Annotated in this window: 17 protein-coding genes and 1 pseudogene; 6 read left to right on the top strand and 12 right to left on the bottom strand. The window is 30.9% G+C overall.

What is annotated here, in order from left to right:
* Positions 1-140: 140 nt before the first annotated feature.
* Positions 141-722, top strand: a complete 582-nt coding sequence (locus N4T77_RS11030) for a DUF6143 family protein (RefSeq protein ID WP_261671846.1) — start codon at positions 141-143, stop codon at positions 720-722.
* A 269-nt stretch (positions 723-991) separates the two neighbouring features.
* On the opposite strand, the gene N4T77_RS11035 is transcribed toward N4T77_RS11030, so the two are convergent.
* Positions 992-1162, bottom strand: a complete 171-nt coding sequence (locus N4T77_RS11035; protein ID WP_261671847.1) for a hypothetical protein — start codon at positions 1160-1162, stop codon at positions 992-994.
* A gap of 520 nt (positions 1163-1682) precedes the next feature.
* On the opposite strand from N4T77_RS11035, the gene ytaF reads away from it, so the two are divergent.
* Entirely contained in the window at positions 1683-2306 is a 624-nt protein-coding gene (gene ytaF, locus N4T77_RS11040) for a sporulation membrane protein YtaF (protein WP_261671848.1), read from the top strand.
* Positions 2307-2425: 119 nt separating this feature from the next.
* Here ytaF and N4T77_RS11045 read toward each other — a convergent pair whose 3' ends face one another.
* Both N4T77_RS11045 and N4T77_RS11050 read right to left on the bottom strand, forming a co-directional pair.
* Entirely contained in the window at positions 2426-3352 is a 927-nt protein-coding gene (locus N4T77_RS11045) for a glucosaminidase domain-containing protein (RefSeq protein WP_261671849.1), read from the bottom strand.
* Between the two features lie 136 nt (positions 3353-3488).
* Positions 3489-4826, bottom strand: a complete 1338-nt coding sequence (locus N4T77_RS11050) for a protease complex subunit PrcB family protein (RefSeq protein WP_261671850.1) — start codon at positions 4824-4826, stop codon at positions 3489-3491.
* A gap of 140 nt (positions 4827-4966) precedes the next feature.
* Here N4T77_RS11050 and N4T77_RS11055 point away from each other — a divergent pair.
* Together N4T77_RS11055 and N4T77_RS11060 are read left to right on the top strand one after the other, a co-directional pair.
* Positions 4967-5443 (top strand): annotated as a pseudogene (locus N4T77_RS11055) (DUF3231 family protein); the annotation flags it as partial.
* Between the two features lie 12 nt (positions 5444-5455).
* The gene (locus N4T77_RS11060; protein ID WP_261671868.1) at positions 5456-5980 is read left to right on the top strand and encodes a DUF3231 family protein; all 525 of its coding nucleotides are present in this window, start codon (positions 5456-5458) and stop codon (positions 5978-5980) included.
* A 113-nt stretch (positions 5981-6093) separates the two neighbouring features.
* On the opposite strand, the gene lon is transcribed toward N4T77_RS11060, so the two are convergent.
* The 3 genes from lon to N4T77_RS11075 form a co-directional block, all read right to left on the bottom strand.
* Positions 6094-8472, bottom strand: a complete 2379-nt coding sequence (lon, locus tag N4T77_RS11065; protein ID WP_261671851.1) for an endopeptidase La — start codon at positions 8470-8472, stop codon at positions 6094-6096.
* 169 nt (positions 8473-8641) lie between these two features.
* Positions 8642-9205, bottom strand: coding sequence for a TetR/AcrR family transcriptional regulator (locus tag N4T77_RS11070; protein ID WP_261671852.1), 564 nt, complete (start codon positions 9203-9205; stop codon positions 8642-8644).
* A 191-nt stretch (positions 9206-9396) separates the two neighbouring features.
* Entirely contained in the window at positions 9397-9981 is a 585-nt protein-coding gene (locus N4T77_RS11075; protein WP_261671853.1) for a hypothetical protein, read from the bottom strand.
* A 326-nt stretch (positions 9982-10307) separates the two neighbouring features.
* On the opposite strand from N4T77_RS11075, the gene N4T77_RS11080 reads away from it, so the two are divergent.
* Positions 10308-11093, top strand: coding sequence for a Cof-type HAD-IIB family hydrolase (locus N4T77_RS11080; RefSeq protein ID WP_261671854.1), 786 nt, complete (start codon positions 10308-10310; stop codon positions 11091-11093).
* Positions 11094-11243: 150 nt separating this feature from the next.
* Here the strand turns inward: N4T77_RS11080 and N4T77_RS11085 are convergent, their stop codons facing one another.
* Both N4T77_RS11085 and N4T77_RS11090 read right to left on the bottom strand, forming a co-directional pair.
* The gene (locus N4T77_RS11085) at positions 11244-12101 is read right to left on the bottom strand and encodes a recombinase RecT (RefSeq protein WP_261671855.1); all 858 of its coding nucleotides are present in this window, start codon (positions 12099-12101) and stop codon (positions 11244-11246) included.
* 152 nt (positions 12102-12253) lie between these two features.
* Complete coding sequence (locus N4T77_RS11090) at positions 12254-15607, bottom strand: ATP-binding protein (RefSeq protein ID WP_261671856.1); 3354 nt, start codon at positions 15605-15607, stop codon at positions 12254-12256.
* Between the two features lie 279 nt (positions 15608-15886).
* Here N4T77_RS11090 and N4T77_RS11095 point away from each other — a divergent pair, with 279 nt between their 5' ends.
* Positions 15887-17026 (top strand): SLC13 family permease, encoded by a 1140-nt coding sequence (locus tag N4T77_RS11095; protein WP_261671857.1) that lies wholly within the window; start codon positions 15887-15889, stop codon positions 17024-17026.
* Positions 17027-17087: 61 nt separating this feature from the next.
* Here the strand turns inward: N4T77_RS11095 and N4T77_RS11100 are convergent, their stop codons facing one another.
* From N4T77_RS11100 to N4T77_RS11115, 4 genes are all read right to left on the bottom strand, one after another.
* Positions 17088-17321 carry a TIGR04540 family protein gene (locus N4T77_RS11100; protein WP_261671858.1) on the bottom strand — a complete coding sequence of 78 codons (234 nt, stop codon included), beginning with the start codon at positions 17319-17321 and terminating at the stop codon, positions 17088-17090.
* 149 nt (positions 17322-17470) lie between these two features.
* Complete coding sequence (locus N4T77_RS11105) at positions 17471-18106, bottom strand: flavodoxin family protein (RefSeq protein WP_261671859.1); 636 nt, start codon at positions 18104-18106, stop codon at positions 17471-17473.
* Positions 18107-18256: 150 nt separating this feature from the next.
* Entirely contained in the window at positions 18257-19447 is a 1191-nt protein-coding gene (locus N4T77_RS11110) for a hypothetical protein (protein WP_261671860.1), read from the bottom strand.
* A gap of 93 nt (positions 19448-19540) precedes the next feature.
* The gene (locus tag N4T77_RS11115; protein WP_261671861.1) at positions 19541-20650 is read right to left on the bottom strand and encodes an HD-GYP domain-containing protein; all 1110 of its coding nucleotides are present in this window, start codon (positions 20648-20650) and stop codon (positions 19541-19543) included.
* Positions 20651-20821: the final 171 nt, after the last annotated feature.

The following is a 20821-nucleotide window of genomic DNA, read 5'->3' on the forward strand; positions in this document are numbered from 1 at the left end:
AATCTTCAAATCCACCATTTCTGTATTTTGCTCATTTTTTATATATAATTAACAAACATTTTAGTTCTTACTGAATATTATGTATTGAAGACAAGCTATGCTGTTATCTATGATAAAAGAGTTCTTAGGAGATGTTATTTATGTTACAGGCGGACAATAGTTATATTCTGGATAGAAAAGATACTAAATTTAAAAAGGTAGTTAATATTCCAATTTCTTTGTTTGAATCAAAGCAAGGAAAATATTTTGTAGGTCAAACAGAGACTTTACTCGTAGGAAATGGAGCAAATGCTTGGGCTGGTTTAGTAAATCCACGTGACTCTGGCATTAACTTATATGCAAATGTATTTACTATTTCAAATTTCTCTAATGACTATTTAACTGCTGAAATATGGCTCAATACTGATCTTCCTGAAAAAGGACGTATATCCACTAAGGTTTCTCCAACAAATACTGCTTTGAAACCTCTTCCAAGAAACAAGGTAGATATTCTATTTATAAAATCTACAACTATGGTTCCCGAAAAAGGAATTAATGTCTATAAAAGAATAGTACCACCAAATACAACATTAGTAAGTGAAGAAGATGGAAAATTTATAGAGCCTCCCGGTGGAAACTATATGTTAATTATAAAGTCCTCAAGTTCAAAACTTGATAAAGTAGTAGTTGCATTTGGATGGTGGGAAAACCCAAGATGTGAAAAAAAATATATTGATAACTAAGTTATAGCCACCTGTAAAAAGGGTTGCTTGGTCTAAGGCTATAAGCCTCTTTTTCTAGCCAGCGTCTAAAGGCGCTGGTTTTCACTTTGTTCAAACCACTTTACTCTTGTTACTTTTGCTACCCATTAATGGATAAACTTACTACAGGCTACCATTAAAAGGGTCTTCATGCTCTTTAACACTTAATTTGTCTTTCATTTAATCTTGTTTTTCTTGTATGTGTTTTCTTACAGTTGCTTCATTTAATAAAAAGAGCCCTTTGCAAGGCTCTATATAAACAGAAATATTAATATACCCATGATAATAGTTGCAGATACAGCTAATAATACAGTTCCTGCCTCACTTTCTGGTGATGTATCATTATCGCTGGTTACTTTTTCAACTGATTGATCTATATTTTCATCTTTATCTGATTGTTCTTTAAATGTTAAGCCTGTCATTTTATACACCTCCACAATTTACTTTATACCTAAATAAAACCCTTACCCAATGGATTTTTATATAGAAATATGTGATTTAAGGTGCCTATTGATTTAATTGAAATCAACTGCTAACAAGACTTGTTATTTAATAATATTATATTAACTTTTCTGAATTTTGCTAATATTCCTTTTATTATTTTCTGACTTTTCTACGAATTCCGATTCACATACTCACATCTTTTTTGTAAAAAAATAAGCGCCAGTATTTCTACTAGTGCTTGATAAAGGATTTCGGGAATTCTGCTATATTTTTCTCTAAGATTTAATATCTTAGGATACTTATAATTATAAAGGGTAATTGTTACAGGACTATTACATAATTGTTACTTTATTGTTTACTTTATAAATAACTTATCCATAGTATATAGTTTATACTGACTTTCTTTTAATACTTCTCTTCGCTAACTTTTTCATTAGTAACACTATTATTAATATAATCATATATTATTTACATATAAATTAAATTGGAGAAATTATAATGCACATTCTATCAATTTTATTATTTGCTTTATCTTCAAGTAGTGATAACTTTATTATAGGGCTAGGTTATGGGGCTAAAAAAATTAAAATAAACCTTATAAGCAACTTACTTGTAGCATTTATTTCCTGTGCAGGTACTGTTATTGCTATGTTATTTGGTAAATTACTGTGCAGTTTCATAGTCCCTAAATATGCGAATATGTCTGGAAGCTTAATATTAGTATTTTTCGGAGTTTTTATGTTATTTAATGCTTTTAACCGGAAACCAACTGAAAGTAAAGAACTTACATCTAAAAGCAACTCAAAAATAAGTGATTACAATAAGATGATTCAACATCCAGAGATAGTAGATAAAAATGATTCTAAAACAATTGAATTGAAGGAAGCGGTTATTCTTGGAATTATTCTTTGTATAAATAATATTGGCCTAGGTATAGGTGCAAGCATAACGGGATTAAATATTTATATTACTTCTTTATCCTCGTTATTATTTAGCATCTTATTTATTAAACTTGGATGTCATTATGGCAGCTTAATTTCACACAGCAAGTTATCTGATTACTCCGAAAACATATCTGCTATTTTAATAATCTTACTTGGTATATATGAGCTGTTTATATAGGATTCACAAATTGTAATATTATTAGGAATAAGATTTTTATTTCATAATATAAGAAAATTAATACAACCTTAATCTTCTCATATTATGAAATAAATGAGAGCCTTTTGAGCTCTCTAATGCTATTTTAAAATCTTATTCCAATCTACTTCTCGAATAACTCCATCTGCTCCAGAGGCACTCCAGATACCTGCTGTTACTTGCCACTGTTTAACCTTCTCTACGGTATTATTATCAAATACCCCAGACTTTGGTGATATACCTATAAACCACTGAATAAATTTGGTTGCTATTATATTAATTGTCCAACCTGCTCCAATAGTTGGCTTAGAAGTGATTGAATTTAAGGCACTTACTAAACTGGTATCTATGCTTTCACCACTTGGTAAATCTACTATATATCTAAATTGCTTTATGGCTGCTTTGGTGTTAGCATCTAATTCACCTGTGGCATTTGATTCTCCAGCAGCCAGACAGCTAAGCCTTTGCAGGTCATGTTGAATTTCCCTGATAAAGTCACTATTACTCCCTGAGTTTGTTTTATTTGTTATATTACCGCTATTTAACAATTGACTTAGTAAGCTTAATAATTTACTGGCATAGTTTTTATCACTAGCCCAATTACCATTGCCTAGATTCTCAATATTAGGAGCGATACCCCTAGCTACATACTTAAACCTTGGATCTATTACTGATTGTCCTTGCGGTAATGGTTTATTAGTGCAATAAGCATATAAATGTTGTACATGGCACTTAACACCTTCATCTTCTGTGCTAAAGCTTAAAGCTTGTCTTCTTCCATTTCCATCAATTGCACCTAGTCCACAAAAGTTATTCATATCTAAGGTGGTTATTGAGGTATTTGAATATCTTAAAAAATTTGTTTCCAAACACATTTGAACCCAAATACATTCAAGCCTTATACCATAAATATCACAATACTTCTTATAAACATTTGCTAATGCTGGAGCATTAGGATTTTGTTTCCTTAAAAATGCTTCACACTGATCCACTGTGACAGTTGATTGTCCAATTATTGGTGTAGCCATTAAAACACTTCCCTTATCAATTCTCTAATCTGTTGTTATATATTATTTATACCTATCCTAATTTGTGTTTTACAGGGAATTATTTTCTTAATAAGATTTTTTTATTTTAGAAATATTCATATACTATTTAACTCACTTAATTTTTAATAAGTTCAATATCTTCTGGTTGTACATAGACAAGATTATTTCCAAGTACAAATTGATAACCATTTTCTGTTTTTTGTATATAATATAAAGGTCCTATATTTTGAGATGTTTTCATTATGCATTGCTTGACACCCTTGTCTATAGTATATATAGATGCACTTTCTTTTACTTTTATCTTATCTGCAGATATAATTTCAAGAGTGATAAAAGGTTCCTTATAAGTTTTCTCTAAATATTTAACTGGAATATAATAATCTTTTGAAGATCTTTCCTTTGACTTAGAAGAATCTTCTACTGTAACAGAAAAGTACACTTTGTCCCCCCTTACATCTGTCAAGTTAAGAGAAAAACCCTCTGATATCGTTCCCACCTGTTTATCTGTAGACCCATCGAAAAGAGGTACATTCTTAAATTCCCCTGACACAACATAAGCATTAGCTTGTTGCCTTATTGGATCTTCTGCAGCTACGTCCCCTTTAATGGTAAAATTCATACGATACATAGCTCCTTTACTTGCTGTATTTTTTTGTGGGCTTATTTTATCGGAAATAAAAAGACAATAGCTTTCTCCTGCTGAGTACTTTTCTATAGGAATTACTCTAACTGTTCTTTTATCTTCTCCAGCAACAAGTTCTGTTTGAATCTTTTTACCACTACTGTCTCTTACATAAACTGTATCACTGTTAACATCCTCTTTAGAAATATCTTTTTTAAAGGTAATGAGCCACTCTTTATTTTCAGAAACATCTTCCCAAGATTTTAATTCATTCCATCCCTTTTCTGTCAACTCTGCAGAATTTACTAGTGGCGATATTTCTCTACCACTGTCTGTTATTACCTTAACATTTGGAGTTCCCTGTGCAAATTTTAAAATAATAAAAGGATATGTCACTGCCTCTCCTACCATCATATCTGGTTGCGGTTTTGTTTCTTCTATGGTTATTTGAGAAATCCCCTCTATATCTTCAGTGGAAATCAGCTTAATTCCGTATCCCGTTGTGTTTCTCTGTCCTAGGGAAATCATTACATAGATATTAGAATCCTTTATACCGTATTTTTCATTATCGAAAACATAATATCCTCTCTGCAACTTAAGTTTTTCAATTTCATCTGAAAAACTTCCAAATACAGTTTGTACTTCTTTCTCATTCAATACATATGGTTTTAATTGATTTGTTGTTATTCCCTGCTCTGAAGTAATTGGAGCATAAATCACCTTTGATGTTGGTATAGTGCCAATTCCTTCAGCCTTTGTCATGCCTGGTGATGCTATAGCTGAAACAATAGTTAAAATCAATGTTAAAATTGATATGTTTTTCTTATTCATGTTTAAACCTCCTAAATTTGACTATCTCATATATTTAGACGTACAGTAATTCTCTTTTGCTTCAAAAATTTCATAAATACTTTTTCTTTAAAAGAAAATAATAATTTTATTAATAAAATTTTATTTTAGGGGGAAAAACTATGAGTTCAGAATATGACGAAAAAAATCTTGGAATAAGCTCCTCAGAAATTTCACAACTATGGATTACTTATATTGCCAATTCTATGAGTAACTGCGTGCTTTCATACTTTTTAGAAACTGCTGAAGATCCTGAGGTTTCTTGAGTAGTAAAATATGCATTGAATTTATCCGGTAACTATATGTCTATTATTAAAGATATCTTAAGCAAAGACAACTTTCCTATTCCAGAGGGTTTTTCAGAAGAAGATGTTAACTTAAAAGCTAAGAAACTATTTTCTGATGTTTTTATGCTCCGTTACATGAAATACTTAACAGAACTTGGATTGATTAATTACGGTATGTCTCTAACATTTTGTCCTAGGAAAGATATCCGTGAGCTTTTCACCTATTGCATAGATACTACATCAAAGCTTTCTAATATGCTTGATGATGTAGAACTTAAAAAAGGTGTATATGTACACTATCCTCATATACCTACACCAGATAAGATAGAGTTTGTAACTAAGAAAAGTTTTCTAACTGGATTATTACCAGAGAAAAGACCATTAAATTCTTCAGAAATCACAAATATATTTCACGATATTAAAGTAGTTTCTCTAACAAGAGCCTTAACTCTCGGCTTTAATCAAGTAACTAAGTCGGAACAAGTTAAAAACTTTCTTTCTAAAGGGCTAGACTTATCTACAAGTCATATAGAAGCACTTAGTCCTCTACTTAGTGAAAGTGATTTACCAATACCTATGACTTTGGAAGCTGAAGTACTTGACTCTAAAGAAGCTCCTTTTTCTGATAAGCTTATAATGTTTCATATAGTTTCTATAATGGGATACAAAACTGCAATATTTGGTATCTCCATGGCAGTTAGTATGAGATCTGATATCTATGCCACTTATGCTAAAATTGCATCAGACATAGGTGGATATGCAAAGGATGGAATGGATATTATGATTAAAGAGGGGTGGCTAGAAAAAAATCCAGAAGCTGTTGATAGAAAGAAACTAGCAAAACTTTAGAAATTAAGGTGACAGTTTCACCTGCCACCTTTTCTTTCATTTACATGAAATTTTTATCATTCTTTAATTTACACCAAAATTATAGAGTCACTTAATCTTTCTATATTAACATTTTACACCTGGGTAGAATTAAAAGACTCTTCAATAGCTGTCTTTGGGATTACTAACTGTTCTAATTTAGGCAAAGATATTCCTAAAGTTTCTTTAATAACCTCCTCAATAGTTCCCACCGGTATAATTTGTAATTCTTTTTTTACTTCCTCAGGCACGTCTTTAAGATCCAATTCATTATCTTTTGGAATTAGTGCTTTCTTTATTCCAGCTCTTTCAGCAGCTAATAATTTTTCCTTCAAGCCTCCAATAGCTAATACAGCTCCTCTTAAAGTTAGCTCTCCAGTCATAGCAAGCTTTGAATCTACTTTTATACCTGTAGCAAGTGAAGCTAGTGCAGTGAATAAAGCAATTCCTGCAGAAGGGCCGTCCTTCGGAACAGCACCGGAAGGCACGTGAATATGAAGATCCTTTTCCTTAAAGTTAAAACTGTTAACTGGCAGCCTTGATTTCAATAGACTTAGTGAAATTCTAGCAGATTCCTTCATTACCTCTCCTAACTTTCCAGTTAAAATAACTTGTCCACTTCCTGGCATGTCTGTAGCTTCAATAAATAGTATTTCTCCCCCAACTGGTGTCCAAGCAAGCCCAGTTACAACTCCCGGTGGATTATCTATTTGAGCTTTATCATGTCTGGAAACCTGTCTTCCTAATATCTCCTCTAATTGTCCTTCTGAAACCCTGAAAGGTAATTCTACTTTTTGAGATACAATTTTTTCTGAAGCATATCTTGCCACAGCAGATATTTGCTTTTTCAATCCTCTAACTCCTGCTTCTAAAGTGTAGTTGCTGATTATTTTCTTTAATGTTTCATCTTCTATCTGTAGTTGCTCTTCTGTTAAGCCATGGTCCTGAAGCACTGAAGATATTAAGTGATTTTTTCCTATATAGAACTTTTCATTAGTTGTATAGCTGGATATTTGAATAATCTCCATTCTATCTAGGAGAGGACCAGGTATACCGTTAAGAGAATTAGCAGTAGCGATAAAGAATACCTCTGACAAATCATAAGGAACATTTAAGTAATGATCTGTAAAGCTGTCATTTTGTTCTGGATCTAGAACTTCTAACAGGGCACTTGATGGATCACCATTATAGCCACTTACCAGTTTATCTATCTCATCTAAAACCATAACTGGATTTTTTACTCCTGCTCTTTTAATAGCTTGAATTATTCTGCCTGGCATAGCTCCAACATAAGTTTTACGATGGCCCCTAATTTCTGCTTCATCTCGAAGGCCACCTAAACTTAAACGGACATATTTTCTATCAAGTGCTTCTGCAATGCTCTTTCCAAGGCTTGTCTTTCCTGTTCCTGGAGGTCCAACAAGTAACAAGATAGAACCTTTCTTATCTTTTTTTAGCTTCATAACTGCAAGATGCTGTAATATCCTTTCCTTCACTTTTTCTAATCCATAGTGTTGTTCCTCAAGAACAGCTCTTGATTCTGACAAGTCAATATCCTTTGTTTCCCCTTCTTTCCAAGGAAGCTGCACAAGTAACTCTAAATAGTTACGTATGATGTTATAGTCAGAACTATTAGGACTTTGACTCTCTAGTTTACTTAATTCTTCTAAAGCAACCTCCCTAACCTCTTTAGGCATTTGGGCATCTTCTATTTTCTTAACATAGTCTTGCTCCTTGCTAGAATCTTTATCCTCATTTAATTCTTTCTGAATAGCCTTTAGTTGCTCTCTTAGCACAGATTCTCTATAGTTTTTATTAGCTTTTTCTGAAAGCTTTTCTGCTATCTCAAATTGAAACTTAAGAGCTTCCCTTTGTCTCAAAAGGTAGTCCATGAATTTCAAACTTCTTTCCTTTACAGATTGAATATTAATTAATTCATATTTTTTATCATTAGAAAGAGACATAAACTGAGCTAAATATCCCATTAGTCTATTTAAATCATCTATCTCTTCAATGGACTTTATGAATATATCTGAACCCTTAAAGTGCTCACTCATCTCATAGGTAAGTTCCTTTATACCTTCAATCATTTCTTCTATATTTTCTTCTGTTAAGTCCATAATGTCTGAAGCTATGTTATATTCCCCTTGAATAAAATCATTCTCAATTATGATATTCTTAACTTCTGTACGTTCTAATACTTTAATTTTGATTTGGTGGCTTGATTCTAATTTTTCTATACTATTAACTTTAAACAAAACACCGATTGGATAAAAGTTTTCTTCTTTTAATTCCTTTTTATTAAAATTTTCTTTTAAGGGTAGAGCAATATTTATCATATCCTCATTCTGCAAATGCTGAAGTTCTCTTTCACTAAAGTGGTTAAGTTTAAGAGTATGTTCCATGTTAGGTAATAAAATAGCTTCTGAAATAGGAACTATCATTGCGAATTTACTTTTTTCAATATTCATCATACTGTTTTCACTCCTTTTATAGTTTAAATGAATGCTCATTTAATTATATTTCAACTAATAGCGAGAGTATTCTGTGCTTATATCTTACACAAAATCAGTCTCGCTTCAACAAATAATCATATTACCAAGAGAAAGAAACTTAATCTAATGGTTAATAGTTTTTAAATAATTATAGAAGAAGAGTATACTGTATAATACTAATCATTTCCTCAAGCATTTTTATTTTTTCTTCTTCCTCTAAACAGGGATTAATAGCTATTGATTTTATTGGTGAAAAAATTATAGCAGTTAAGTTATCACTATGAAAATTCTTAATAATCTTTTTTTCTTTCATTTGTTCTAAGGACTGCTTTAAGGCCTCACTGCCCTTCTCCTTTTTGCATCTATTGGCTAAAGCAGGACAACTAGAAAACTGATCCACAAACCTAAATATTTCTTCATGTTCCTCTATATAATTGTAATAACTTCTAATAAATACTTCGATAAGTTCTCTCCCACTGATTCCCTCATAAATTTTACTGAGTAAATGACTATATATTTCTTCAGAATATTCCTGATAGATTTTATGTAACATAATTTCTTTATTTTCGTAATAAACATAAACTGTTGCTGGAGAAACTCCGGCTTTCTTTGCTATCTTTGAAATAGATGTACCATGAAACCCTTCTTCTAATATCAGTTTGATAACTGCTTCTTTTATATTTTTCTGCTTTTCATCATCTTTTTTTCTCATTTACTCACCCCTAGTATATATATACTAAATGTTCATTCATTTATTGTCAAGAAAAATATCAATAATTTTTATTATTTAGAAATTAATCTTTTTATCTAAAATCCAAAGATGTTGTTTATAAGCCAATTTTATTTATACCTATAAACAACATCTTATTTTATAGACTTTCCTTTCTCAACTCTTTTCTTTTGTTAACTATGTATTTTCATCTGAAACTGTGACTTTTCTTCTTTAACTTCTATTTTTTCAACTATATTCTTAATGCTATTTTGAAAATCATTTTCTATGATAATATCAGCCTTATTTATTACTTCACCTGCAGATTTTTTTATAGCATCATTTTCTGTATTTTTAAGCATTATAAAAGTTCCTGGAACAACAGCAGTTCTAAGAGTGTTAGATTCACATATTATTAGAGCATTATCAGGAACTTGTCTCATGAAAAATTCTATTCCCTCATGAATATGATCCTTTAAACATCTAAGCCAGTACACTTTTTCTGCTCCTGATGCTAGTAATAAAGAGGTGTCTTTGCTGCTATCCTTATTACCTTCTTCTACTAATTTAAAATCTTCTTTTATGTTAGTACAGACACCACAGCCTTCTCCTCCCCTTTGGCATTTTCCACTTCTGTCTTGTATTGTTGTAATCTTTAATGCAATGACAGGAAAATGACTTTTCCACTTTTTAATCAGCTCCACAGCAAGGGTAGTCTTCCCACTATTTCTTCCTGTTGATCCAATTAAAATCATTTGATTAATATTCAAAAATTCCATTTAATTCACGTCCTTTTCAAGTACAGTTGAATACTGTAGTATTTCTACATACAAATTAAAAAACTATTAAATTCATTTAATTACTTATATATAAATTATAAGATAGTTTTGTTCTTATTTAAACATTTTTCATTACACTTTAAGTATATTATTACGTAAGCTTTACTCCACTAATAACTACTATTGATATTAATATAGTTTATTGGAGAAAATAATTGTACAAGATAAAAGCCTAAACTTTTAGAATATTAAATTCCTTGATACTCTTATACAGTTGGTATGTTATTATAGTGATATTGAAATTACTAAAGAGGAGGACAAAACTTATGATAAAACTTATCGCAACAGATATGGATGGTACACTATTAAATGAGCAGGATAAAATAAATGAGGAGTTCTTCCATGTATTAAATGAACTTAGGGAAAAAAATATACTATTTACTGCAGCTAGTGGCAGACAATATTATAATCTTCTAAATAAGTTTTCTAAGGCCAAAGATGATATATTGTATGTAGCGGAAAATGGAAGCTACGTAATCTTCAGAGGAGAAGAACTTTACTCCAGTGTTATAGATAAGACTGTAGTTAAATCTCTTTTAGACTTAGGAAGACAGATTGAAGATTGCGAATTAATAATATGTGGTAAAAAATCTGCTTATGTTGAAAAAAATCACAAGAAATTTATAGAGGAAGTTGAGAGATACTATTTAAAATATGAAATAGTTGACTCCTTAGATCATGTAGATGATGATATATTAAAGGTTACCTTATGTGATTTTAAAGGAGCTTTGGAAAACTCAAACAAAATTTTTAAAGCTTCCTACGGAGATGCACTTCAAATTACAGTGTCAGGAAAAATATGGCTTGATGTTATCAATAAAGATGTAAATAAAGGCACAGCTATCAAGCTTTTACAGGAAAAATTTAATATAAAACCAGAAGAAACAATGGTTTTCGGGGATTATTTTAATGATATTGAGATGTTTAAATCAGCATATTACAGCTATGCTATGGCAAATGCTCCAGAAGAAGTAAAAAAGCACTCTAGATTTATAGCTGAAAGTAATAGAGATAATGGTGTACTAAAGGTTATAAAAGATAAAATATTGTAAAATTAACAACCTTCTTAATTTGTGTAAATTTAAGAATAGAGCATTTTTTCTCTATTCTTAAACGTTATTTCCAAAGTTTTCCACATTTTCCACAGCTTATCCACATTTTAACATATTTACTTTCAGAATTTCTTGTCTAGACTATTAAAACTACTCCTTCTTAGATAGAGCAAGTTCTTTAATTTCTTCATTTTCTTCTGAGTTTTTATCTTCCATGTTTTCATTAAGTTCTTTTTTCCCTTTAGAAAGTGTTTCTATCAATGCATCCGCTTGCTCATCATTAAGGTTACTTAATGGAATTCCCAATTCCTTCATAGTATACTGTTTTAATTCATCTACCTCCATTCCTTTATTCTTGGCTAGTTCCCATATTTCTGCCTTCTGCTCTCTTTTCATTCCATGGGCTTTAGGAATTTCTTCCTTATATTTTCTGGTAAATATTTCATCTCGAATTTCATCACCTATTTCTTCTCTTGTTACTAATCCATTAATTCCAAAAGCCCTTTTTAACACAAATACCTCTGCAACCTTTTGTATCATAGCTGAAGGATATTTCTTCCAAATCATATTATTCTGATTGTATTCACCAAAGTCTACATAGCTTATAAAGGGTTTTTTCCCTTTCCTATCACATCTTGCCCAAGCACCTATAATTCTACCTCTTTTTGTACCAAATCTGTGGGTAATTTTATATTCAGCTGCATCTATTTCAAATACATCGCCTTCCTGCACCACGAAGGATATTAGACCTTCAAATTCAACACTGGTTTGAGCAAATTTTAAATAACCATCTCTGGAGGTCATTATATTAGTTTGGTTGCCGTATTTAGTAAACCATATTTCTCGCTTAAATGGATCTAAATTATACTGTTTGCTAAGATATAAAAAAATGCTTAATTCATCTTCTGTTGCTCCCTTAGCTACTGTGTTTCTAATTAATTCAATCTGCCTACTATCATAAGCAAGTACATTATTTTGCTGTGGTAACTCAACTATTTTATTTCCCATTATTTATCAACCTCCTTCTTTTTATTTTCTCCTGTTCTAATTTTTTATATCCGAAATAAAAAGAAGACTTTGTTTCTTAAAACCATAATAATCTCTTATATAAAAAACTAAGAGGCAGTAATCTATAGAAAAAATTCCTACCTCTTAGTCTTTTATTTATCAAAATAGATATCTGAAAACTCAATCTGCATCTTTTCTTCGTATTTTGATTTAGCAAATTCTTTGCTTAAAGCACTACCCTCTACCTCTTCCTCATTTGAACTTTTTACTGGTAATGTAATTATAAACTCGCTTCCCTTACCTAACTCACTTTTGGCACAAATAGTGCCCTCATGCATTTCTACCAGAGATTTTACTAGAGCAAGACCTATTCCGCTTCCTTCTTTTTTTCTAGTTGTAGACCTATCAACTTGTGCAAACCTTTCAAATATAAATTCCAGCTTATTTTCAGGTATGCCAATACCGGTGTCTCTTATAGAAATTTCTACGAATTCTCCTTTATCATAAATATTGATAAATATACTTCCGTTAATATCGGTAAATTTTACTGCATTAGATAAAAGATTTAGTATAATTCTTTCAATTTTTTCTTCATCAAACAATATAAATTTTTCTTCTACTTCTGTATCAAAAACTATACTTATTCCCTGAGAATTTACGAAATCTGCAACAGATTGGACAAGTTCCTCAATTACATATATTATATCTCCTTTAGTCAAATGAAGACTTAAATAATTGCCATCTATTTTGGTTGTATCTATTAAATTGTTAATCAACCTAAGAAGCCTTAATGAATTTTGATTTATTATATTGAAATAGTACTTAATTCTCTCATCGCCTAGCTGCTTTGATCCATCTAAAGATCTTAATAATTGCACAGTAGTACTTATAACATTAAGTGGAGTTTTAAGTTCGTGAGAAATATTAGTAAAAAACTCTGTTTTTAGCTTATTATACTCCATTAATTCCTCTACTCTCTTAGTATTTTCACTATTCCTAAGATTTAAAGTATCAATTTTTTCATTTGCTACTTCTACTTGCTGTACCAAGGTTAATGCTTCTTTTACAGAGTACTTCAATGTGAGTAAAGTATTTACTCTTGCCAAAAGCTCCTGTTTACTAAAAGGCTTTGTTAAATAGTCATTAGCCCCACATTTAAGAGACAGTACAAGGTTTTCCGTTCTGTTATCTACAGTCATCATAAGCACAGGTAATTCAAAAAGTGAGTATTTTTCTCTTATTATGCTGCAAATATCATACCCTAATAAATCAGGAATCATCATATCCAAAATAACCAAATCTAAATCCTTATTTTGATCTATAATCTCTATAGCTTGTTTTCCAGTTGAGGCCCTTAAAATATGCTGACTGACGCCTGAGAGATACTCTTCTAGCACCTTTAAATTTACATATTCGTCATCTACTATTAGTATTTTATAGTTTTTATTATTCTTAACACTTAAATCATCTTCATTTTTTTCATCAATTTTATTTATACAAACATTTAAATCATCAACTGTTGATTTTTCTATACAGTTAATACTTTTATCAGTTAACAGTTCCCTTTCGGAACATAAAGGCAATGTGAATGTAAACTTACTACCTTTACCTACAACAGAGCTGACACTTATTTCTCCACCATGAAGCCCAATTAGATTTTTTGTTATATAAAGGCCCAGTCCAGTACCTCCATACTTTTCTGAAATATCCTCGCCCTGTTCATAAATATTGAAAATTGTATTAATTTTTTCATCAGATATTCCAATTCCAGTATCTTTTATAGAAATTTCCACAAAATTTTCTTTTACCAAATAGGAAATAAGAATTTTTCCTTCCTGAGTAAATTTAATTGCATTACCTAGTAAGTTATAGAAAATTTGCTGTATTCTGTTTTCATCCCCCTTTACGCAGGGAACTTCTTCATCTACTAAGTTAACTAACTCTATAGCTTTGTTACTTATAGTAGGCTCACAAAACTTTATTACCATCTCTAAAATTTTATCAATCTTAACTGGTTTTCTAATTAATTTTATTTCATTATTTTTTAGCTTTGAAAACATTATGACATCGTCAACTAGGTTAGATAATCTTCTGGCACTGGCATTAATCAAAAACAGGTTATATCTGTCATCATCACTCATACTATTAGAGCCTTTATTACTAAGGTTCTCCGTTAACCCTATTATACCATTCAGCGGTGTTTTTAGTTCATGAGAGGTTATGGCCAAAAAGTCATCCTTTAAATTATTCAAAGATTTCAGTCTCTCACTTACTTCCTCCGAGTTAGAAAGAGCCTTAGCTTGTCTTTCAGCTAACACATAATAATTAGCTACTATAAATATGAATACCCCTAAAGGTGCAAGAGAATTAGTCATAATTATGCTATATTCATATAAAATATCATTTATTCTTGTTATAAATAAGGCAAAAAGCCCTACTACAGCAATATAATCACTTGTTTTCTGCTCAATGTACACCTTAGATATCTTCCACATCATATAAAGCATCATTAATAAAGCATGGATTTCAAAAAGAACTATAAACTGAATATAATATTGGGTTGGACTTACAAGCACTAAAATTCCATATATAACAGCCAGAAAGTTTGAAAGTTTTACAGCCTTCCTAGAAAGTATTTCACCATAATTTTTGTTAACAAACAACACAATAAAAGGAATATATAGATAAAAAGTCCAAACCATTATTTTTACAGAAAATATGTAATCAAAATTAGGAAATAAAGAAATAAAAAACCTCTCTCCTGTGAATATTGTTCTAAGGGCAACTATGAGGCAAACTATAGCAAAATACAAAGAAGCCTTGTCCTTCTTTCTCTTGGAAAATACCGCCAAATTATAAAGTGCAGCTATAATACAGCTTCCAAAAAGAAACAAGTCAAAGGCCTGCTTTTTTTCCCTATAGCTATCAATCTTTGAAGCTTCTCCAATCAATAGGGTATCAATGAAGCCGTACTTTGAATAGAAGTTACTTACTTCAAGTATTAAATCTACCTCTCCATCCTTAGCATAGAAGGATCCAACCTTAGGCAGTATTTGAGGTTGCATTTCTTTCTTGTCCCTACCTACTTTCCCTACAGATACTACATACTTATCATTTGCCCAAAGTTTAAATGCGTTTTGAAGATAGTTAATTTTAACAGAGTATAGGTAATCATCTCTGTTAACAAGAATTTTCAGCCTATAAGTTCCATAACTTTGTTCTCCAATAGTCCCTGGAATATCTTTAAAGCTTTTCTTTAGATTCTGGTTATAAAAATCTTCAGGGGTTAACAACTGGTTATGATAGAATTCCCACTGCCCATCCAACTTAATAATTCCATCCTTATTAAAATCCCAATTTCTCAGATCTATTACTCCATTTACAGCTATAGGATTTGTCTTTTTTCCCTGATTAACATTTAAACTACTGCCTATTATGCATATAAGTGTTATTAAGGTAATTAAAAGTAAAGTAAATAATTTTATCTTTGGGGATTTATTGATCATTATAAAACTCCTTAAACTTTATTCCTTGTATACAGGTGCTAACACTAATTGTCTTAATAATATATAGTATAACAATAAACCCTTTTAAGTTCCATAGCATATATATGTCAGCATATCTTAGTAGGTATATACTTAGTAAACTTGAATGAAAATCAGTAAATCTATTTATATTCTAATGACAACCAAAGCTTTATTAATTGTAAATGCTTTCTTCTTTTTGTATAATGGTTAAGGACATTTTACATTTATACATTTAGAATAATGGAGATGATACTTATCATGGAGACTTTTACTAATCAATCTAACCGCCTACAATTGTTTGTAGAAAGGTTTAAAAAAGAAAAGGTATTTTTTATATCTCTTGTACTAGCAGTTCTATCCTCCCTTTTCCTTCAGCCTAAGATATCTTACGTAGATCTTAAGGTTCTGGTATTGCTTTTTAACCTGATGATTATAGTTGCTGCCTTTGAAGAATTAAAAGTTATGGATAAGCTTGCTTTGGAAATACTTAAGAAGTGTAAGGATACTAGAAGAATTTCTCTAGTATTTATAGTAATAACATTTTTCTCTTCTATGTTAGTGACTAACGATGTTGCCCTTATTACCTTTGTGCCTCTGGCTATTCTTACCTTCAAAAAGGTAAAAATAGATTCTATGAAAACAATTATACTACAGACTTTAGCTGCTAATATTGGCAGCAGCTTAACGCCAATGGGAAATCCGCAAAACTTATTTTTGTTTACTCATTATAACTTAAGTGGAATTCAATTTTTTTCTGTAACTATTCCTTTTGTATTACTAGGTATCCTTTGGCTTTATTTTTTAAATAAAAGAGTTTCTAATGAAGAGCTTCAACTTTCATTACATACTGTTACAGTAAAGAATAGAAAAAAAGTTAAAGTATATATATTTCTATTTATTTTTATAGTATTTTCAGTCTTTGGACTTGTAAATTATAAGTATACTTTTTTAGTCATAATGCTGATTATATTATTTATGGACAGGCACCTTTTAAAGTCCGTTGATTATTTTTTATTAGCCACCTTTGTATGTTTTTTCATCTTTATCGGAAACATTTCAAATGTAGAATTTATACAATATCACATGAAAAGCTTTTTACAAGAATCAGGAAGAGTTTATTTTTCCTCTATACTATTGAGTCAGGTAGTAAGCAATGTACCTTGCTCTATACTATTATCAGGCTTTACTGATAACTGGAGAGAAATGCTTTTAGGAGTTAACATCGGAGGCATGGGTACATTAGTTGCTTCACTAGCTAGTGTTATTTCCTATAAAATTTATGCCAATGAAAATGAAGGGAAGAGTAGAATTTATTTAAGTAAGTTTAACCTTTATAGTTTTGTAAGCTTATTTATATTTACCGTTGTAAATTACTTTTATATCAGTACTAAATACTAAAGCATGAGATCAAAATGATTTCATGCTTTTACTTTTTTCAAAAGAGTTAATTCCTCTTAAATTATTCTATTGTTTCTGCTATTTTATCTATAATAGCTACTCTTTCAACTCCTAGTGCAGCCGCTAGCTTTGTGGGCATAAATCCATTCTTATAAACCATGTCTCCATTAGCATTTATTATAGCTATAACTGACTTTTCTAGCTTTTCATAGTCCATTAAACCTTCAAGATAGGTATCAACTAAATCTCTCAACTTACTTGCTAATTCTTTTGGATTTTTATAACTTGCTCTCATTTTTATTTTACTCCTGTGTTTTATAAATTATTTTTGTATAAACATAGAATATTATAATGCATTTGTTTGATTATTGCAAATCCCCATTAACACACAGGACTCCCTCTTGAAGAAGAGGGAGTCCTGTGTGTTAATTCTATTTATATAGCTTAACGGATAAAGTTTGTAAATACTTTTCTTTCTCCTACTGGTGCTTCTACTTTGTCTTTTCCACTTTCTCTTAGTTTAAGGAGCCAAGCCATATTCTTGCCTAAAGTTCTCATTATTTGTACCCCTTCTGCATCTTGAAGAACCTCTCCTGGTGCTCCCCCATGAATAACGTTCCAGTAGTTTGATGTTGGCATAAGCATTTCAGAATAATTAATGTAGTTATTTAACTGTTCGAATGTAGGAACTCCACCTGAACGTCTTACAGCTGCTACGGCAGCACCTACTTTATGTCTAAATAAGCCCTTATTTGAACTTCCTACATAAAAAGCTCTATCTAGGAATGACTTCATTGTTCCTCCTATTGCTGAATAATGCACAGGAGAACCAAGTATTATCCCATCTGCTTCCTTCATTTTTTGAACCCATTCATTTACAGGGTCTCCCTGGATAACACACTTTTCATCTTGGTTCCTAGCACAGCCATTACAAGCCATACAGCCTCTTATAACTTGGTTACCTACATGAACAATTTCAACCTCTATTCCTTCTTTTTCTAGTTCCTCAGCCACTAATTTTATAGCATGATAAGTATTTCCCTCTTTTTTAGGGCTACCATTAAAAGCAACAACTTTCATTTCTACTCCTCCAATAATTCTACACTTATATTAATCCTAATTAAGGACTAATATAAGTATATTTTAACCGTGAAGCAGTATCAAGTACGCACTTTTTTGTAAGTTAGGTTACCTAAAGGTAAGTGTAAATAATGAGATTAAAAACTTAAATTATTCTTCGCTGATGCAAGGTCTAACTCCTTTTAATGATAACTTTTCTTTTGGCAAAGTGGTATTAAGCTCCTCTGGAGTGTATCCTTTCAAAATACTCTGCCTTGTATTATTTGCAAATCTGTATATTTCATGAATAAGTATACTAGCCTCTTTAACGTCAGAAATATCAAAGTTATCCATGAATCCATCAACTATTTCGTCAAGGTCCTTTTCATTTTTAAAACTACATTGCAAATAAAAAATTAAGTCCTTTGCTTGATTACTATTAATATTATAATTGCTAGTCAAAAAGCTGTGGAGCCTTTTATATGCTTCCGTTTCCTCTATATAATCCTCTCTTGCTGCATTTAATAATTCTTCCTTTTTAAGAGGATAAAAATCTAAATCAAATCTCCTTATCTGCTCAATTAGCAGATACTGACTGTCCTCTACCATGATATCCCTACCTGTGTATCCATTGAAGTTAAATCCACCATAGTATTCTGCGCCATCCCTTAATATAATTTTCATATTCATCTTTGAAGTATCAAAATCTACATACTTTACCACTAGTTCTTTAAAATGTTTTAAATCAATAATTCCGTAATAATAACACATGCCCCAGAATAACTTTATTAACTCTTCATTTTTTTCAAATTTATTAACTAACTCTAGATTATTTTTATCCTTAATTATTTTTTGCAACTCCTCAGGCATAATAATAACATTTTCATTTTTAATTTTTCCTGTAAATAAAAGCGCTCTTTCCCTAAAATAAAAGATATGGCCTATATTCTCATTTTCTATGTTCTCTCCATAACCATTCTTATTTACCAAGTCTAATAGATATACAAATCTCTCTCTATCCATATTTTCTAGAAACATATTTACTCTATCTTCATAAAGTTCCAATATCTTATTTTTTAATTCTTCTTTCCTTAGAGTAGATGCTTTATCTATACAAAAATTCACAGCAATAGTAGTTAATTCACTTTTTCCAAGCTTATTTAGGTGATATTCAAGGGAGAAACTCTTTTTAACAGGTATCCATTTTTTTAGTATCTGTTCTGCACCATAATTCAGTATACTTTTTGCTAACTCATCTATCATAGCCTTTAACTCATCTTTTTCAAAATGTCCTGTATCTCCTTCTCCTTTTTTCTCATATGAATTTAGTATATTGTTAATGTCAATTACTTTTCCTTTCAATACAAGCACCACCTAAATATATATTAGCTAATAGCTAATATATATTTTCGCCAAGATAAGCACATATTATAATAGATAGATAGATTTTTTATTTTACTCCTGCTCAATTATGTATTGAGGTCCAACTATGACTATTTCTAGTTCGTTTCTAAGATCTCTGTAAACCTCTTCATTTTTAATGCCAATAATCTTAACCTTAGGTCTTAAGGTATAATTAGGATATACCTCTTCTACTACAGCTACTTCTCCATTGCTTAGCCTTACTACAGTTCCCTCTGGATAAGGAACTATGGATTTACTGAAAGCCTTAACTAAATCATAGTTAAATTGTATTTGTCCGTTTGCCATTATGTATTCTACAGCGTCATTTGGACTCATTGCTTCTCTATAAGGACGTTCTGATGTAAGGGCATCATAGACATCTGCCACTGCTACTATCTTAGCTAAGTCATTTATTTCATTGCTCTTTCTTCCCTCTGGATATCCTTTGCCATCTTCTCTCTCATGATGCTGAAGAGCTATAATTCTAGAAGTGGCTGGTACATCTACACTACCTTTTAAAAACTCATAGCCCTTTACTGTATGTTCTTTTACAATTTTACTTTCTTCCTCTGTAAGCTTACCATTTTTCTTCAATATGTCTTCTGGTATAAGTGCTTTACCAATATCATGGATCAATGCACCTAAACATAACTCATATAATTTTTTCCTATCTAACTGCAGCTGAATACCCATTACTAGGGATAATACTGCCACATTGACACTGTGCTGATAGGTATAACTGTCTATACTTTTTATATCTACTATATTAATTAGCACACTCTTTCTGTCAAGGAGTTCCTCAGTAATTTCCACTCCAATTTCTCTTATAGACTTAAAATAATTTTGTTTTTCTAATATAAGTTTTTTATCCTGTGCACTGCTTTTTCCAACATTCAAATTAAATTTTTCAAAGCTATAAAAGGTTTCCTTTATGGTTTTAACAGCCTTCTGCCTAAGTTCCGGTTTTATTATATCCTCTACGCCCTTTTCACTATACTCATCATTTATGTACATTGCAAACATTCCGAGAAGCTTTACTCTTCTAATGTAACTTTCGGTAAGCTGTACACCTTCTCTAAGCAAAATAGTTCCCTTATCATCATAAATGGTTTTTGCTAAAAAACTCCCCGCTTTAACGTACTGTATTGGTACTAGCCTCATTATAACTCCTCCTAGGTTAAATTCAACTATATATTCTTCTGTAATAAAACTTATAACAAACCCTATTTATATAATAATATCAAATTAAAACCAACATTGTAAAATTATAAATAACTGCTTTATAACCTTTATTGCAACTTACAGCTAATATTGAAATTCTATCTAAATAAA

The sequence above is a fragment of the Clostridium sp. CX1 genome, assembly GCF_025398335.1.
In the GTDB taxonomy this organism is placed as follows: domain Bacteria; phylum Bacillota; class Clostridia; order Clostridiales; family Clostridiaceae; genus Clostridium_AM; species Clostridium_AM tanneri.

Bases quoted from the DNA above. Each gene is read 5' to 3' on its own strand.
- N4T77_RS11030 (WP_261671846.1), top strand. From the start codon at position 141: ATGTTACAGGCGGACAATAGTTATATTCTGGATAGAAAAGATACTAAA.
- N4T77_RS11035 (WP_261671847.1), bottom strand. From the start codon at position 1,162: ATGACAGGCTTAACATTTAAAGAACAATCAGATAAAGATGAAAATATA.
- ytaF (WP_261671848.1), top strand. From the start codon at position 1,683: ATGCACATTCTATCAATTTTATTATTTGCTTTATCTTCAAGTAGTGAT.
- N4T77_RS11045 (WP_261671849.1), bottom strand. From the start codon at position 3,352: ATGGCTACACCAATAATTGGACAATCAACTGTCACAGTGGATCAGTGT.
- N4T77_RS11050 (WP_261671850.1), bottom strand. From the start codon at position 4,826: ATGAATAAGAAAAACATATCAATTTTAACATTGATTTTAACTATTGTT.
- lon (WP_261671851.1), bottom strand. From the start codon at position 8,472: ATGATGAATATTGAAAAAAGTAAATTCGCAATGATAGTTCCTATTTCA.
- N4T77_RS11070 (WP_261671852.1), bottom strand. From the start codon at position 9,205: ATGAGAAAAAAAGATGATGAAAAGCAGAAAAATATAAAAGAAGCAGTT.
- N4T77_RS11075 (WP_261671853.1), bottom strand. From the start codon at position 9,981: ATGGAATTTTTGAATATTAATCAAATGATTTTAATTGGATCAACAGGA.
- N4T77_RS11080 (WP_261671854.1), top strand. From the start codon at position 10,308: ATGATAAAACTTATCGCAACAGATATGGATGGTACACTATTAAATGAG.
- N4T77_RS11085 (WP_261671855.1), bottom strand. From the start codon at position 12,101: ATGGGAAATAAAATAGTTGAGTTACCACAGCAAAATAATGTACTTGCT.
- N4T77_RS11090 (WP_261671856.1), bottom strand. From the start codon at position 15,607: ATGATCAATAAATCCCCAAAGATAAAATTATTTACTTTACTTTTAATT.
- N4T77_RS11095 (WP_261671857.1), top strand. From the start codon at position 15,887: ATGGAGACTTTTACTAATCAATCTAACCGCCTACAATTGTTTGTAGAA.
- N4T77_RS11100 (WP_261671858.1), bottom strand. From the start codon at position 17,321: ATGAGAGCAAGTTATAAAAATCCAAAAGAATTAGCAAGTAAGTTGAGA.
- N4T77_RS11105 (WP_261671859.1), bottom strand. From the start codon at position 18,106: ATGAAAGTTGTTGCTTTTAATGGTAGCCCTAAAAAAGAGGGAAATACT.
- N4T77_RS11115 (WP_261671861.1), bottom strand. From the start codon at position 20,650: ATGAGGCTAGTACCAATACAGTACGTTAAAGCGGGGAGTTTTTTAGCA.